We start from the raw sequence: 16,638 nt of genomic DNA, 5'->3' as shown, positions 1-16,638 counted from the left end.
GGCGGTATCGGTATGGCAGGTTTGTTCATTGGTGCGTCCGGCGCTGGAAGCTTGCTTTCAATGACCGCTTCAGCGGACAAAAAAAGCACCGGTACTGTATCATTTTATGGCAAATATCAGGCCGGCATTACGACCGATACACAAAATCATTTATATTTTGCGGCGCTTATGTTGATGACGACAGATGTGGCAGATGTAAAGAAGTTATTGAAAGAATGGACCGAATCTGCTGCATCAATGGCGGAAGGGAAATTGATCGGCAAACCTGCTGAAAATGTGTTGCTGCGGCCCGATGATACAGGCGAGGCAGCTGGTCTTGATGCCTCGAATTTGACGATGACATTTGGTGTTGGACCCGGCTTTTTTGAAAAATTAAATTTGTCTTCAAAAAAACCGAAAGAATTAGCGGCGCTGCTGGCTTTTTCATTTGACGCTCTTGAAGAAGAGTGGTCAGGCGGTGATTTGTGCATTCAGGCGTGTGCCGATGATCCGCAAGTCGCGTTTCATGCGGTGCGTAACTTAGTCCGGATTGCCCATGGAAAAGCTCAGCTCAAATGGACGCAAGCCGCATTCCAACGGACGAAACAGGCGAATACAGAAAGTGAAACACCTCGAAATTTGTTCGGATTTAAAGATGGAACCGGCAACCCGGATCATACGAACAATTCCCTCATGAAAGATCTTGTTTGGGTGAATGATGGATGGATGACGAGCGGCACGTATATGGTTGTGCGCCGCGTACAAATGTTTATTGAAGTATGGGATCGGGCAGCGATTGGCGAACAAGAAGCAACATTTGGCCGCTATCGTGATTCGGGTGCACCAATGGGCGGTAAAAAAGAATTCGATCCGGTTCAGATTGATAAAACCGATGAGAATGGAAATAAATTGATACCAGCCGACTCCCATACAGCACTTGCACATGGAGATGGCAAAATGAAATTGCTTCGCCGCTCCTATTCATATGCGGACGGACTGGATAAAAAAACAGGTAGCTTTGATGCAGGATTGTTATTTATCAGCTTCCAAAAAAGTGCATCTAATCAGTTTATTCCGATTCAAACAAGGCTTGCAAATAAGGATAAATTGAATGAATATACGATTCATCGTGGAAGTGCAGTTTTCGCTTGCCTGCCTGGTGTGAAAAAAGGGGGCTGGCTCGGTGAAACGTTATTTCGTTAATTTTTTTCTGCTGCTTTTTATTATATGCGGATGGATGAATCCTGGTGCACAGGCAGCAACAAATACAGATCTTTTATTTGTGCCGATAGGCGATGCGATTATGAAAGCGAAAGCCGGCGATTTTATAGCTGTTGAAGAAAACATGGCCGCATTTGATTTAGAATGGAAAACGTTACAAGGTGACTCTGCCGCTGTTGAAGAAGCTGTTCAAACTGGCCAGTAGTAGAAGGCGCCATCCAAGTGAAAGAAGCAAGTTTATATAGCGACATTGAAGTGCGTATTCCTGAAGCGGCAGGTATATTATCATCTGCCAATGGCGGTGCCGAAAAAGCCGCGGACATCATTGCGGATCTGTACGACAGGGTCATTCTGCTTACAGGTACATCATCTTATACGTGGTGGGATGCGGCGCTAGTATTGCTTCGAGAAGGACTGGAAGCGGTTGTCATCATTCGTTGCCTTTTTAGCGAAAACAGGCCAGACGGCTGCGGAAAAATGGATCTGGATTGGTGCCGCTGGAGGTGTCGGTGCAAGTATCGTCATGGCGCTTATTCTTAATTACCTCTTCAGTGGATTGAGTGGTGCTTCAGGACGCGAATATATGGAAGAATTTGCAGGTATTGCCGCTGTTGTTATGATGATTGGTGTCGGCATGTGGATGCACGGAAAATCGAATATGAAAAAATGGACGCGGTTCGTCGATCAGTCTATGGGGAAAGCTGCTGCATCTGGCAGCATCGTTTCTTTTGCCGTCATCAGCTTTTTATCTGTTTTTCGTGAAGGCGCTGAGACCATTATTTTTTATGCTGGCATGGCGCCAAATATGAGCGTCAGTGCTCTCGTAACAGGTATTGTGTCTGCGATCATCGTCGTTTCTGCAGCGGGCTTCCTTGTGATGAAATACAGCGTCAAAATTCCGCTTCGCCCCTTTTTCATCGGTGCAGCAATGTTCATTTATGTGCGAGCTTTTAAAATTTTAGGCAAAAGCATTCATTCACTTCAAGTGGCGGGTGCGATCGATACACATCAAGCGTCATACGTCCCGTTTATCGACATGATCGGCCTGTATCCGACAATAGAAACCGTCGTGCCACAAATTGTACTACTCATACTTATTGCAGCGATGGCCATTTGGATAAAAAAACAGGAATCACTTACTTGACAGAAAGATCAAACTAAGTTCATAATAAATACAACATTCGAATAATACCTTTCCGGGGCAGGGTGCAACTCCCGACCGGCGGTGATGGGGCCACATATGCCCCTCAGTCCGTGACCCGCAATCGTGCGGTGGATCTGGTGAAATTCCAGAGCCGACAGTGAAAGTCTGGATGGGAGGAAAGGATAAGACGCGTTTGCTAATTTTTGAAATTAGTATTGAAAACGCTTATTTATTGATGCTAAAATGGGGCCCCACATTGTTTTCAATGTAAGGGCCCCTTTATTTGTGTACTGGCGGATATTTTTAAAGAAGGGAGCGTACCCATGCAAGACAATTATTATATGAATATTGCATTGACTCTAGCTAAAGGTGCTGCGTATCAAACGTCACCGAATCCACCAGTTGGAGCTGTCGTTGTGAAAGACGGCCGGATTATCGGCATGGGTGCTCATTTAAAAGCCGGTGAAGCTCATGCGGAAGTGGCAGCGCTTGCCATGGCTGGCGATCATGCAAAAGGTGCCGACATTTACGTAACGCTTGAACCGTGTGCTCATTTTGGAAAAACACCACCGTGTGCAGATCTTATTATTGAAAAAGGCATTCGCCGCGTGTTTATCGCCGTTGTTGATCCGAATCCGCTCGTTGGAGGGAAAGGCATCGATAAAATCCGCGCAGCCGGTATTGATGTAACGACCGGTATTTGCGAAAAAGAAGCACACGCGTTACTCGCACCATTTTTTCATTTTATCCAAACGAAACGACCATATGTTACGATTAAAACCGCTGTCACCGCCGACGGCAAAACGGCTGCCCATACAGGACATAGCCGCTGGATTACAAACGATGCTGCCAGAGAAGATGTACACCTTCTAAGGTCGCAACACGATGCCATTTTAACCGGTATTGGAACCGTCTTACACGACAATCCACTCCTGACCTCCCGTTTGCCCCGCGGAGGAAAAAATCCCATTCGGGTGTTGCTGGATACGCATTTACGCGTCCCAGTTGATTTCCACATTATTCAAAACAAAGAAGCAAAAACGATTATTTTTTGTGCAAGCAATGCACAAACGAAAAAACAACGCGCGCTGGAAGATGCTGGCGTGACGATTATTCGCATGCCGAATATGTCTGTTGACGCTGTGCTTGATGAGCTCGGCAAAATGGACATTATGACGCTGTTTGTGGAAGCAGGTGCGGAAATAAACGCGTCCTTTTTAGACATCGGTTCATTTAATAAACTGATCATGTACGTCGCGCCAAAGCTGATTGGCGGAAAGTCTGCTCCGTCTTCATTCGGTGGTCTCGGCAGATCGGTCATGACTGAAGCGCTGCCGCTCGAATTTACATCGGTTGAGATGATCGGTCCGGATTTGAAAATTGTCGCTGAAAGAAGGGACCTTTAAATGTTTACGGGTATTATTGAAGAAGTTGGTAAAATTGAGCGCATTGTCCGAGGAGGCAAATCGCTTCAGTTAATGATTGCCGCAAAAAAAATTGTATCGGATGTTCAATTAGGAGATAGTATTTCAGTGAACGGTGTTTGTTTAACGGTTACAACGTTCACGAAAACACATTTTACAGCAGATGTTATGCCTGAAACGTTTACATCGACCTCCTTGTCTATGCTAACACCAGGATCGTCGGTCAACTTAGAACGTGCCATGGCTGCAAATGGCCGGTTTGGCGGTCATTTTGTCTCAGGGCACGTGGATGGTGTCGGGCATATTACGTCAAAAAAACTAGAAGAAAATGCGCTTTATATGACAATTTCGTATCCAATGCATCTCGGCCGGTATTTTTTATACAAAGGGTCGATTGCTCTTGACGGGACATCGCTCACATTATTCGGCGTGACTGATAACGACGTGACAATCTCCCTCATTCCGCATACACGTGATGAAACGGTGCTAGCCACAAAAGGAATTGGTGATCCGGTTAATATTGAATGCGATATGCTCGCGAAGTACGTCAGCAATATGTTGGAGAAAAAAGAAGGACCTCAAAAAGAAGGCGTTACAATGGATTTATTAAAAGAGAACGGCTATTTATAAGGAGGGAACGGGATGTTTGCAGATATTGAATCAGCGGTAGAGGATTTAAAGAATGGGAAAATGATTATCGTCGTTGATGATGAAGACCGTGAAAACGAAGGTGATTTACTCGGACTTGCTGAACTTGCGGACGGAGCAATGATTAATTTTATGGCAAAAGAAGGACGAGGCCTTATTTGCGTACCGATTGAAGAGAATATTGCGAACCGTCTCAATTTGCACGCGATGATTGACCATAATACAGACAGCCACGGAACCGCTTTTACAGTCAGCATCGATCATATATCCACAACGACTGGAATTAGTGCTTTTGAACGCGCCGATACTACTCGGGCGCTTGTTGATGAACAGTCTGTACCCGCTGATTTTAAGCGGCCAGGGCATGTTTTTCCATTGATCGCAAAAGCAGGTGGTGTACTGCGCCGGACCGGTCATACGGAAGCAGCAGTTGATTTTGCGAAACTGGCTGGAGCGAAGCCGGCTGGTGTTATTTGTGAAATTATGAATGAAGACGGTACGATGGCACGTCTGCCGGAGCTTGAAGTAATGGCTGAGAAGCACGGCTTGAAAATTGTGACGATTGAACAGCTTGTCGCTTACCGACGCGGCCATGAATCATTGATCCGCCGTGAAGCAGACATTCAACTGCCAACCGCTTTCGGTAAATTTCGCGCCGTCGGGTATGAGGAAGAATTAACGGGCCAGGATCACGTCGCGCTCGTGAAAGGTGACATTTCAGGTGAAGAACCGGTGCTTGTGCGCGTTCACTCGGAATGCTTAACAGGCGACATTTTCGGTTCACACAGGTGTGATTGCGGGCCGCAGCTTCATGCGGCACTCCATCAAATTGAGGAAGAAGGCCGTGGTGTTCTTCTCTACATGCGCCAGGAAGGTCGTGGTATCGGACTCATCAATAAGCTGAAAGCATATGAACTTCAGGAGCAAGGCTATGATACCGTGGAAGCGAACGTAAAGCTTGGTTTTAAAGATGATTTGCGCGATTACGGCATCGGTGCTCAAATTTTACAGGATCTTGGCATTTCGAAAATGAAATTGCTGACGAACAATCCTCGTAAAATAACTGGTTTAAAAGGGTACGGAATCGAAGTGACTGAACGCGTGCCGATTGAGATGATACCGAACGCGGACAACCGAAATTATTTGCAGACGAAAGTTTCAAAGCTCGGCCATATATTAAATTTAACAGAAGAGGGGATATAATCATGGGTAAAACATTCGAAGGTCATTTAATTGGAACAGATTTAAAAGTAGGAATCGTTGCAGGGCGTTTTAACGAATTTATTACAGGGAAACTTGTGAGCGGCGCAGAAGATGGATTCATTCGTCACGGGGTCGATGCGAATAATATTGATATTGCTTGGGTGCCAGGTGCATTTGAACTGCCAATCGTTGCAAAAAAAATGGCGGAAAGCGGTAACTACGACGCTGTCATTACACTTGGTGCGGTGATTCGAGGGGCGACAGCTCACTTTGATTATGTGTGCAATGAAGCAGCAAAAGGCATTTCACAGGCAGGGCTTCAAACGGGTGTACCGGTTATTTTTGGCTTATTAACGACAGATACGATTGAACAGTCGATTGAACGTGCGGGTACAAAAGCAGGAAATAAAGGCTGGGAAGCTGCTATTTCAGCCATTGAAATGGCGAACTTGCTTCGTTCGTTTGACGCGTAATCTAAATCCGATCCATTTGAATAAGATTGTCCATTAAGCTGTCCGGCTAGTCCGGCAGCTTTTTTGAACGAAGTTAGGAAAGATAGGAGCGAATCATTCTTTTTGACTGTTGCAATCTTTGTTATACTATAGAAAAAAGATGTGTTGAAAGAGGCGATGGACATGGAATTGCAGTTGATTAAAGGCCACGGGTCAGGGAACGATTTTTTACTCATTGATGAGTGGACACATGGATATACATTTACAGAAGCAAACCGGCGTGATTTGGCATTGGCGCTTTGCGACCGTGAAACAGGAATTGGTGCAGATGGTATTTTATTTGTCATGGAAAGCAGTCAGGCAGATGCCAAAATGCGTATTTTCAATTCGGACGGTTCAGAAGCATCTATGTGTGGAAATGGTCTTCGATTGCACGGACGATATGTGTGCGATAAATTAGGACGTAATGAGATTGTTGTCGAGACGAATAAAGCCAATTTGTATGTAAAACGTGATGGTGACATTTATGAAGGTGTGCCGGCGTACCGAGTAGAAATTTCACCGGTATTATTCGAATTGGAATCTTTACCAATGACGATCAGCAAAGACCGGCTTTTTGATGAAAAAGTAGAGGAATTGTCTGATTCGATTCGTTTCTCGGCGCTTGCCGTACCTAACCCGCATTTAATCGCGGTTGGAGATCGTGCATTCATCGCATCAGGTGAACAAAAACGCATTGCTGAAATGTTGAACGGTCCGAATGATATTTGCCCGGATGGTGTGAACGTCAGCTTCGTTTATCCGATCAAAGACAGTGCCATTTATGTCCGTACATTTGAACGCGGCGTCGGCTTTACCAATGCGTGCGGAACAGCCATGTCGGCTTCCACATTAACGACATGCCAGCTTGGTCTAAACCATTACGAAACGCCGGTTGACGTATACAATAATGGTGGGAAAGTACGTTGTGTTGTACACCAACACGAAGCGGGCCGCTATTCAATAGACCTTATTGGAAACGGTACGTATTTATTTGAAGCGGTTGCTCACTTAGAACTTGATAGCCCACGTCATTTTCAGTTGAAAGACCAGAAAGCTTATAAAGAGCAAGCCGCATATGATCAGTTGCGTGAAGAAGTAGAGTCCTATTTACATACAAACGTTTTTTAATCCAGGAATTGTTCCTGGATTTTTTTATCAAATAAAACAAAAAAATGCTCGATTCGTCTTAATTTGATAAAAAGATGAATCATTTGACATGCAAGATAAAACACGATAATTTGATAATGTAAGCGTTTTATATAATCGTTCCATCGTGTATGAACAATTTGATTAACGAAAGGGGAATGGAGATATGATTTACGCAAATCCAGGTCAAGAAGGTTCAAAAGTTACATTTAAAAAGAAATACGGAAACTATATTAACGGTCAGTGGACGGAACCTGTCGGCGGCCAATACTTTGAAAACGTTACGCCGGTGACAGGTGAAGTGTTTTGTGAAGTTGCCCGTTCACAGGCAGAAGACATCGAATTAGCACTTGATGCCGCCCATGCAGCGAAAGACGAGTGGGGGAAAACATCGCCAGCACACCGTGCGAATATATTAAATAAAATAGCGGATCGTATGGAAGAAAATTTAGAAACGCTTGCTGTTGCGGAAACGTGGGATAACGGGAAAGCGGTTCGTGAAACATTAAATGCTGATTTGCCTCTTGCTATTGATCATTTCCGTTATTTTGCGGGTGCGATCCGTGCGCAGGAAGGATCACTTAGTCAAATTGATGACGATACAGTGGCGTACCATTTTCACGAGCCGCTCGGTGTTGTCGGCCAGATCATTCCATGGAACTTCCCGATATTAATGGGCGTATGGAAACTAGCGCCGGCACTGGCCGCTGGAAACTGTGTCGTTTTGAAACCGGCTGAGCAGACACCCGCTTCGATCCTAGTCTTAATGGAACTGATCGGAGACTTGCTGCCACCAGGCGTTATTAACGTCGTAAACGGCTTTGGACTCGAAGCAGGAAAGCCGCTTGCATCAAATAAACGCATTGCAAAAATTGCCTTTACAGGTGAGACGACAACAGGCCGTCTTATTATGCAGTATGCATCACAAAACTTAATTCCGGTGACACTCGAACTAGGCGGGAAATCGCCGAACATTTTCTTCGATGACATTATGGAAGAAGACGATGCATTCCTAAATAAAGCGGTGGAAGGGTTTGTTATGTTCGCCCTAAATCAGGGTGAAGTATGTACATGTCCATCGCGTGCTCTTATTCATGAAAATATTTACGATAAATTTATGGAACGAGCGATTGAACGAGTGAAACAAATTAAAACAGGCCACCCGCTCGATACGGATACGATGATGGGCGCGCAAGCATCAAATGAACAAATGGAAAAAATTCTTTCCTATCTTGATATTGGGAAGCAAGAAGGTGCAGAATGTTTGACAGGCGGCGAAAAAAATATAATTGAGGGACTTGAAGGCGGTTACTACATTAAACCGACTGTTTTTAAAGGCCATAATAAAATGCGTATTTTCCAGGAAGAAATTTTCGGCCCCGTTTTATCCGTCACGACGTTTAAAGATGAAGCAGAAGCGCTTGAAATTGCGAATGATACGTTGTATGGACTCGGTGCCGGCGTCTGGTCACGCCATGCTAATCGCATGTATCGTTTTGGACGGGAGATTCAAGCAGGACGTGTCTGGACGAACTGTTACCATCAATATCCGGCACATGCTGCATTTGGCGGCTACAAAATGTCAGGTATTGGCCGTGAAAATCATTTAATGATGCTCAACCATTACCAACAGACGAAAAACTTGCTCGTTAGCTACTCAGAAGACGCACAAGGTTTCTTTTAAAAAATGAGGTGAAAAATGATGACAGAGCGTGTAACGGCGACTCCTGCTGCCATTGAATTGATTCATATGCTTAAGGAAAAGCACGGCCCGCTCATGTTTCACCAATCAGGCGGTTGTTGTGACGGAAGCGCGCCTATGTGCTATCCGGACGGCGAGTTTTTGATTGGAGACTCGGACAAGCTACTCGGTGAAATTGGTGGTAGTCCGTTTTACATTAGCGAGGCGCAATATGAATATTGGAAACATACACAGCTTATTATTGACGTCGTCGATGGGCACGGTGGCATGTTTTCACTTGAAGGGCCTCACGGGAAACGATTTTTAACACGTTCACGCATCTTTACCGATGAGGAGCGGCAAGAATTGGGTCAATAAACAGAAAAAGGACGTCCATGGTGGACAGTCCTTTTTCTTATGTCTCATAATAAAGAAAAAAAGAAAGTGTGATTGTCATGTGTTTAGTGAATATAGCTTTTCAAATTGTACCTGGTGTACCGCTTGTACTTGCCGCAAATAGAGATGAATTTTATAACCGGCCGACTGCACCGTCACACTGGTGGGAAGATGCACCTCACATTTTAGCGGGAAGGGATTTATCAAAAGGAGGGACGTGGCTTGGCGTGTCGAAATCAGGGCGCATTTGTGCATTAACGAACTACCGTGATCCATCCGAGTTTTCCGTGGAGAAAGAATCCCGTGGTCATATCGTTCGATCTTTTTTAGAAGGAGAAATGCATGCGCGTACGTTTTTAGAGGAACTGGATAGGGAAAAAGAACGCTATCCCGGTTTTAATGTTATCGCTGGAACGAAAGAAGCAATGTATTCATTCAGCAGCAAATCTGATAAACCGCCTTATGAGCTGCCGCCTGGTATTCATAGCGTCAGCAATGCATTTATGAATACACCGTGGCCGAAAACAATCAAAGCAAAGAAGAAACTAGCAGAATGGGCAGATAACTATGAACAGGCTGATTACAGCGGTTTATTTGCTCTTCTTGCAGACGAAACACGCGCGCTAGATGAACAGCTTCCTCAGACAGGTGTATCGCTTGAATGGGAAAGAATGCTGTCACCAGCGTTTATTAAAAGTGAAAACAACGACTATGGCACTCGCAGTTCAACGGTTGTTTTGATTAAGCAGGATAATTCAATCAATTGGATCGAACGAATATTTGAAGCAGGCGTATTTGAACGGGAACAATGTATTTCATTTTAAAAAACTAAATACATTGTATGCAAAATTCAAATCAAAAGGAGAAAAATATGCCATTAACTATTCATCATAACCCAAATGATAATGCCACATTGATTAACGCATATTTTGAAGAAAATGAGTCTTTAGCAAAAATGGTTGCCGAAACAGATCGGTTATTTTTTGAATCGGTTGCTAAGTGGGAACCTTCTCAACAGAAAGAATCGATTTTGACGAAAATCAAGTCAGTATGGTCAAAAACAAAAGAGCCGATGAAGATGCATCATACGATTGTGGGTAAAAATGGTGTGTATCCGGATTGGAAAGAAACACTTGATAAAGAATGGGACGTGTTACAGGAAAAAGCGAAAAAAGAAGTATATGTGGAAGCAGACAGCGATATTGAGACGGCTTTATCGGGCGGTGAACGGACCGTTTATATTCCGGAAGGCATATTTATTATTGATGAACTTCACGTGCCATCTTATACAATTGTAAAAGGAGCGGGGGCGGGGAAAACGGTATTGAAACTGCGTGACACTGCACCGAAAAGAAGCTTTGTGATGACAAATGAAAACCATGTGAAAGGTAACCACCATATTTTGATTGAAGGAATCACATTTGATTGGAACATAGAGCGACTTCAACTTGATGAAAAATCATCGAGCGGCAATAACCGTTCAAGCTGTTTAACATTCGCCAATGTCGAATATGGCTGGATCAAAAACTGTGATGCAAAAAATCCGGGTCTGCACTGTTATGATGTGTCGTCCACTTTGTATGATTATTCAGGAGACGGCCACCGGGCGCGAGGCGGCAGTCGATATGTTTGGGTTGATGGCTGCACAGGGTCGGGATTTGGCGATGATGGCGTGACGACGCACCATAGCGACTATATCCTCGTTTCGAACTGTTTCATGTGCGATCCATCTGGACGAAGCCATCAAAAAGGCTTTTCTAATTCAAATGGATTCGAAGCAGATGATGGTTCGCGGTATGTGTGGCTGATCAACAATGCATCAGCACGTTGCTTTGGAGGTGTGGAAGTGAAAGCCCATGCAACGAGTTCGGCGGCTGCGAACGTTCATATTACTGGTCACCTGTCTGTCAATGATAACCGTTCATACAATTTCCGTCATATCGGCCACCATAGTAAAACGGACCCCGATTCCAAAACAGCCTGCTTTATTACCGCGACGCGCATCGTATCTGTTCATCCAATCTACACAGATTTATATACAAGTTCAAAGCCGCGTGCGCTGACCATTTCTGCGTACAAACATGTTGTCATTAACGGTATGCGGGCGATCGGAAACGCTGATTATAATTATAAAGGCTTGCCTATAGCGGGGATTCAATACAAATCAAAGCATGTTCATGTGCAGAACGTTATCATGGAAGATTTTCAAACAACGGCCCCTGCGTTAAAAGTATTCGGTGGTGCACAAAAAGCAGAGGATGTATCCATTAAAGACGTCGTTTTCAAAAATTGCGGTCAAAAACCGTTCTATGTAGCGAAAGATGTGAACGTGGTACCGTCAAAAAATATAACAATTGCTTGAAAGCAGACAAACATTTCTTTAAGATAAGAAAAGACAGAAAAATTCTATTTTGCGAAAACATTAGGTTGTAAAAAGCAAAAAATACCGATATAATGTCTACTATGTAAAAACAAATGTACATCATACAAATACATAGTCGAGGTGACGTTTAGATGAAAGATAACGTAAAAGTGGGATTACTCGGTCTTGGAACGGTTGGAACGGGCGTCGTGAAGATCATTCAAAACCATCAGGAACAGCTCGTTCATCGCGTCGGCTGCCCGGTAGAAGTAACAAAAGTACTTGTGAAAAACGTGGACAAAAAGCGTGATGTAAATCTGTCGAAAGAGTCATTAACACTTGATCCATACGATGTCATTAACGATCCGGATATCGATGTGATCGTCGAAGTAATGGGCGGTATTAATGAAACGAAGCAATATTTGCTAGATGCATTGAATCAAAAGAAACATGTCGTCACTGCGAACAAAGACTTAGTTGCGCTATATGGCTCTGAGCTATTAAAAGCAGCATCTGAAAACGACTGCGATTTTTATTATGAAGCGAGTGTAGCCGGTGGTATCCCAATTATCCGTGGATTAGCAGATGGCCTAGCCTCTGATAAAATCCAAAAATTGATGGGGATCGTAAACGGAACAACAAACTTTATTTTGACAAAAATGCATAAAGAAGGCATGTCATATGAAGTGGCATTGAAAGAAGCGCAAGATCTTGGTTTTGCGGAAGCCGATCCGACTGCTGATGTGGAAGGTCTGGATGCAGCTCGTAAAATGGCGATTCTAGCTCGTCTTGCGTTCTCCATGAATATCGAGCTTGAAGACGTAGATGTGAGCGGCATTTCAACGGTTTCAGACAGCGATTTGAAACACGGTCAGACACTTGGCTACACGATGAAATTGATCGGCTATGCGGATCAGTCCGATGAACGCGTAGAAGCAAGTGTACAGCCGACATTCCTTGCAAATAATCACCCAATGGCATCAGTGAATAATGAATACAATGCGGTGTATGTATACGGGGAAGCGGTCGGTGAGACGATGTTTTATGGACCTGGTGCCGGTAGTATGCCAACAGCAACATCGATTGTGAGCGATCTTATTGCCGTTGTAACAAATATGCGCCTTGGCGTGAACGGCAAAAGCATTTCAGCGCCTCAATTTGAAAAAAAGCTGAAAAGCGCGGAAGAAAAATTCGCCAAATACTTTATCCGTCTTCATGTGCGTGATGAAGTCGGTGCGTTTTCAGAACTAACGAAACTATTTTCATCTAATTCAATTAGCTTTGAAAAAATTCTCCAGTTGCCGCTTGATAAAGAAGGAACGGCGGAAATTGTCATCGTGACACATAAAGCATCGATGGAAAACTACAGTCAAATGCTTGAACAAATTAAAGATCTAGCGGTTGTGCATTCAGTTGAAAGTTTCTACCGCGTTGAAGGAGAAGGAGCGAAATAATGGCTAAATGGGAAGGTTTACTACATCAATATAAAGAATTTTTACCGGTGAACGAAAACACACCGATGCTTTCATTAATGGAAGGAAATACACCGCTTATTCCACTCGTGAATATTTCGAAAAAATTGGGTGTGAACATTCATGTTAAAGTAGAAGGCGCGAATCCGACCGGTTCATTTAAAGACCGCGGGATGGTAATGGCTGTTGCGAAAGCGAAAGAAGAAGGCAGCAACACGGTTATTTGCGCATCAACAGGAAACACATCAGCTGCAGCTGCGGCATACGCTTCACGTGCTGGCATGAAAACAATTGTTGTTATTCCTGACGGTAAAATCGCAATGGGCAAACTGGCTCAGGCGATGATGTATGGTGCAGAAATCGTCGCAATCGAAGGGAACTTTGATGAAGCATTAGCAATGGTTCGCAACATTAGCGAAAAATCACCGATTACGCTCGTCAACTCGGTAAACCCATACCGTATCGAAGGTCAAAAAACAGCAGCATTTGAAGTGTGCGATCAGCTTGGCCAAGCACCAGATGTACTTGCAATTCCAGTCGGTAATGCTGGGAACATCACAGCTTACTGGAAAGGTTTTAAAGAATATAATGAAAAATTCGGTACAGGTCTTCCGCGCATGCATGGTTTCGAAGCAGAAGGTGCAGCAGCGATCGTACAAGGTGCGCCAATTGAGCAGCCGGAAACAGTCGCAACTGCCATCCGTATCGGAAACCCAGCTAGCTGGGCATTTGCTGAGGCAGCACGAGACGAGTCGAATGGGAAAATTGATTTTGTAACAGACGCTGAAATTTTAGAAGCGTATGAAATGATGACACGAGAAGAAGGTATTTTCGCAGAACCGGCTTCAAACGCGTCGATTGCGGGTATTATTAAACATGTCAAATCAGGTGAAATCGAGCAAGGGGCTAATATCGTCGCTGTCTTGACAGGGAATGGATTGAAAGATCCACAAACAGCAATTGCGCAAATTGAGAAAAAACCAACTGTTCTTCCAAACGATGAAGAAGCGGTATTTAATTTCATTAAAGGAGCTGTGCAGGCATGATGTCATCCGGCCTTTTAAAAGTGCCGGCAAGTACGGCTAATTTAGGGCCTGGATTTGATTCAATCGGCCTAGCATTTAGTCTTTATTTAACCGTAGAAGTAAAAAAAGCTGACCGGTGGGCATTTTCGCACCGCTCGGCTCTTTTAAACGGACTTCCAGAAGACGAGCAGCATTTAATTGCGGTTGTTGCAAAAAAAACAGCCGAACTTCGCAGCGTCGTTATGCCACCCATTGAAGCGATTTTAGAAAGTGATATTCCGCTTGCCCGCGGTCTCGGCAGCAGTGCCGCAGCGATTGCAGCAGGCATTGAAATTGCCGATAAATTTGCGGGTTTACAGCTGACTGATGCGGAAAAGCTCAATATTGGCGACCAGTTTGAAGGACACCCTGATAACATCGGTGCATCTCTTTTTGGGGGGATGGTATGCGGTGTATCACTCGGGGAAACGGCAGAGATGGTAAAGCTTCCGGCACCGGACATTGACTTAATAGCACTTATCCCGCCATATGAGTTGAAAACAGAAGACGCACGCAATGTATTGCCAGCGTCATTTTCCCGTAAAGACGCGGTGCTTGGCAGTGCTGTTTCAAACATGCTCGTCGCTGCATTTATGCAACACGACTACGAAACAGCCGGCCGCATGATGGAGCGTGATGTGTTCCACGAACCGTTCCGGACATCACTCATTAAAGAGTTTGTTCCCGCGCGCGAACTTGCAAGAAGCCATGGAGCTTATGCAACGGTCATCAGCGGAGCAGGATCAACTGTATTAACGGTTGCTCCACATGGAAAAGGACAAGGAATTGCGGGTCAATTTCGCGAGAAGTTCAATGATTGTGATGTGCTAGAGCTCAGTGTGGATTCTATAGGACCAGAATGGATTCAATCCGGCGAATAATTTCGCCGGATTTTTTTGAGAAAATATGTTGAATGAGAGTTGACAATTCATCAAATCTCGCTATAATTGAAATTGAGATTCATTCTCATAACCCCCTCTTTGGGACTGAATTTCACATCCGATATTGGACAGCGATCGTTGCTGTCTTTTTTTCTTGCTAAAATGGCCAATATCCTTTAATTTAAAAGCAGATCATAAAAAAATCAGTTACAAAGGGGAGACGTATTTTGAAAATGCGCGTATCAGCAGTACAGTATCATTTGCACACAATCCAATCATTCGATGAATTTGCGGAACAATGCGAACATTACATAAAAACCGCGATGGAGTTTGAAGCAGAGTTTATTCTATTTCCCGAATTTTTCACGACACAACTTCTCTCGATCGGCGACGAAGAAACAGGTGAAGCGTTAAAAATTACTGATTTGCCGTTGTTTACAGAGCGTTATGAGCAAACATTCTCTAAATTTGCACGTCACTATGATGTTCATATTATCGCTGGCACGCATGTGACAGCAGCAGGGGATGGCATTCAAAATACCGCTTATTTATTTTATCCAGATGGCTCGTATCAGATGCAGCCAAAGCTTCATATCACGCCAGCAGAAGTCGAAGGATGGAACATGCAGCAAGGCGATTCGTTCCGTATCTTTGAAACAGATAAAGGAACAATCGCAATTTTAACGTGTTATGATATTGAGTTTCCAGAAATCGTCCGGATGGCAAAAGCACGCGGGGCGGATGTGATTTTCTGTCCGTCGTGCACAGACGACCGACACGGTTTTCATCGCGTCCGCTATACGAGCCATGCACGTGCCGTTGAAAATCAAGTGTATGTAGTCGGAACAGGCACAGTCGGATCATTGCCAACAGTTGATTTAATGCGGGCAAATACGGGTCAGGCGGTTGTTATTGCACCGAATGACATTCCTTTCCCACCAGCCGGCATCGTGGCAGAAGGTATCATGAACGATGATATGATTATTACCGCGGATCTTGATCTTTCGCTTTTATATGATGTGCGTAAAAAAGGATCGGTTACAACGTGGCGCGACCGCCGGACAGACTTGTATCCGGACTGGGAAGCAGAATAATGTATAATCAGAAATATTTGGCGTTTTAAGACAAGAAGATTGTTAAAGCAATGATCCGCCAATAGATGAAATCTAATGATAGAATGAAAAAATCATTTTAAAAATAGTTGAAATTTTAAAATGATTGTATTATGATAATAATCAGTTAAATACATGAGCAATGAAGAAGAAGAGTAGCAATGAATAATGCTTTAGAGAGCCGGCGGTTGGTGCAAGCTGGTGCAGGACACATTGTGAATGGGCTTCTGAGCTTCCGGACCGAACAAGAAGATAAGTAGGCTCCGGCGTACGTCTTACGTTACAGAAGACAGGCAGAAATTCTGCTGTTAAAGTGGATCGCATACGTGCGGTCAATAAAGGTGGTACCACGGCTCCCCGTCCTTTTGAAGATGAGGGGGCCTTTTTGTATTTATCCATGAATGCAGTTTC

Annotated in this window: 17 protein-coding genes, 1 riboswitch and 1 other annotated feature; all 17 genes read left to right on the top strand. The window is 44.2% G+C overall.

The window, feature by feature from the left end; genetic code table 11:
- Nucleotides 1-12 precede the first annotated feature (12 nt).
- Nucleotides 13-1,182: an iron uptake transporter deferrochelatase/peroxidase subunit gene (gene efeB, locus A3M5_RS0108965; protein ID WP_018393424.1), complete on the top strand. Its 1,170-nt coding sequence runs from the start codon at nucleotides 13-15 to the stop codon at nucleotides 1,180-1,182.
- Nucleotides 1,163-1,405, top strand: a complete 243-nt coding sequence (locus tag A3M5_RS0108960) for a hypothetical protein (RefSeq protein WP_018393423.1) — start codon at nucleotides 1,163-1,165, stop codon at nucleotides 1,403-1,405. The genes efeB and A3M5_RS0108960 overlap by 20 nt, the downstream gene beginning before the upstream one ends.
- 17 nt (nucleotides 1,406-1,422) lie before the next feature.
- The gene (locus tag A3M5_RS25785; protein WP_196803557.1) at nucleotides 1,423-1,740 is read left to right on the top strand and encodes a hypothetical protein; all 318 of its coding nucleotides are present in this window, start codon (nucleotides 1,423-1,425) and stop codon (nucleotides 1,738-1,740) included.
- Nucleotides 1,625-2,344, top strand: a complete 720-nt coding sequence (locus A3M5_RS22700) for an FTR1 family iron permease (protein ID WP_018393422.1) — start codon at nucleotides 1,625-1,627, stop codon at nucleotides 2,342-2,344. Before A3M5_RS25785 ends, A3M5_RS22700 begins: the two co-directional genes overlap by 116 nt.
- Before the next feature lie 44 nt (nucleotides 2,345-2,388).
- Nucleotides 2,389-2,529, top strand: a riboswitch (FMN riboswitch).
- A gap of 138 nt (nucleotides 2,530-2,667) precedes the next feature.
- Nucleotides 2,668-3,750 (top strand): bifunctional diaminohydroxyphosphoribosylaminopyrimidine deaminase/5-amino-6-(5-phosphoribosylamino)uracil reductase RibD, encoded by a 1,083-nt coding sequence (ribD, locus tag A3M5_RS25350; protein WP_018393421.1) that lies wholly within the window; start codon nucleotides 2,668-2,670, stop codon nucleotides 3,748-3,750.
- Entirely contained in the window at nucleotides 3,751-4,398 is a 648-nt protein-coding gene (gene ribE, locus A3M5_RS25345) for a riboflavin synthase (protein WP_018393420.1), read from the top strand.
- A 12-nt stretch (nucleotides 4,399-4,410) separates the two neighbouring features.
- The gene (locus tag A3M5_RS0108940) at nucleotides 4,411-5,619 is read left to right on the top strand and encodes a bifunctional 3,4-dihydroxy-2-butanone-4-phosphate synthase/GTP cyclohydrolase II (RefSeq protein ID WP_018393419.1); all 1,209 of its coding nucleotides are present in this window, start codon (nucleotides 4,411-4,413) and stop codon (nucleotides 5,617-5,619) included.
- A gap of 2 nt (nucleotides 5,620-5,621) precedes the next feature.
- A complete protein-coding gene (gene ribH, locus A3M5_RS0108935) occupies nucleotides 5,622-6,092 on the top strand; it encodes a 6,7-dimethyl-8-ribityllumazine synthase (RefSeq protein WP_018393418.1) in 471 nt (156 codons plus the stop codon).
- Between the two features lie 162 nt (nucleotides 6,093-6,254).
- A complete protein-coding gene (gene dapF / locus A3M5_RS0108930) occupies nucleotides 6,255-7,241 on the top strand; it encodes a diaminopimelate epimerase (protein WP_018393417.1) in 987 nt (328 codons plus the stop codon).
- Nucleotides 7,242-7,425: 184 nt separating this feature from the next.
- Complete coding sequence (gene adh / locus A3M5_RS0108925; RefSeq protein ID WP_018393416.1) at nucleotides 7,426-8,943, top strand: aldehyde dehydrogenase; 1,518 nt, start codon at nucleotides 7,426-7,428, stop codon at nucleotides 8,941-8,943.
- Between the two features lie 18 nt (nucleotides 8,944-8,961).
- On the top strand, nucleotides 8,962-9,318 hold the full coding sequence (locus A3M5_RS0108920) for a DUF779 domain-containing protein (protein ID WP_018393415.1): 357 nt from the start codon (nucleotides 8,962-8,964) through the stop codon (nucleotides 9,316-9,318).
- A 77-nt stretch (nucleotides 9,319-9,395) separates the two neighbouring features.
- On the top strand, nucleotides 9,396-10,160 hold the full coding sequence (locus A3M5_RS0108915; RefSeq protein WP_018393414.1) for an NRDE family protein: 765 nt from the start codon (nucleotides 9,396-9,398) through the stop codon (nucleotides 10,158-10,160).
- Between the two features lie 47 nt (nucleotides 10,161-10,207).
- Nucleotides 10,208-11,698, top strand: a complete 1,491-nt coding sequence (locus A3M5_RS0108910) for a glycosyl hydrolase family 28-related protein (protein WP_018393413.1) — start codon at nucleotides 10,208-10,210, stop codon at nucleotides 11,696-11,698.
- A 152-nt stretch (nucleotides 11,699-11,850) separates the two neighbouring features.
- A complete protein-coding gene (locus A3M5_RS0108905; RefSeq protein WP_018393412.1) occupies nucleotides 11,851-13,152 on the top strand; it encodes a homoserine dehydrogenase in 1,302 nt (433 codons plus the stop codon).
- Nucleotides 13,152-14,216 carry a threonine synthase gene (gene thrC, locus A3M5_RS0108900; RefSeq protein ID WP_018393411.1) on the top strand — a complete coding sequence of 355 codons (1,065 nt, stop codon included), beginning with the start codon at nucleotides 13,152-13,154 and terminating at the stop codon, nucleotides 14,214-14,216. The genes A3M5_RS0108905 and thrC overlap by 1 nt, the downstream gene beginning before the upstream one ends.
- A complete protein-coding gene (thrB, locus tag A3M5_RS0108895; protein WP_018393410.1) occupies nucleotides 14,213-15,115 on the top strand; it encodes a homoserine kinase in 903 nt (300 codons plus the stop codon). The genes thrC and thrB overlap by 4 nt, the downstream gene beginning before the upstream one ends.
- 227 nt (nucleotides 15,116-15,342) lie before the next feature.
- Nucleotides 15,343-16,209 carry a carbon-nitrogen hydrolase family protein gene (locus tag A3M5_RS0108890; RefSeq protein WP_018393409.1) on the top strand — a complete coding sequence of 289 codons (867 nt, stop codon included), beginning with the start codon at nucleotides 15,343-15,345 and terminating at the stop codon, nucleotides 16,207-16,209.
- Nucleotides 16,210-16,360: 151 nt separating this feature from the next.
- Nucleotides 16,361-16,595, top strand: a binding site (T-box leader).
- The last annotated feature ends 43 nt before the right edge of the window (nucleotides 16,596-16,638 follow it).

The organism is Bacillus sp. 37MA (assembly GCF_000372765.1).
Classification (GTDB): Bacteria; Bacillota; Bacilli; order Bacillales; family Domibacillaceae; genus Domibacillus; species Domibacillus aminovorans.
The sequence above is the reverse complement of the archived record's forward strand: the minus strand, read 5'-3'. Positions and strand labels throughout refer to the sequence as shown.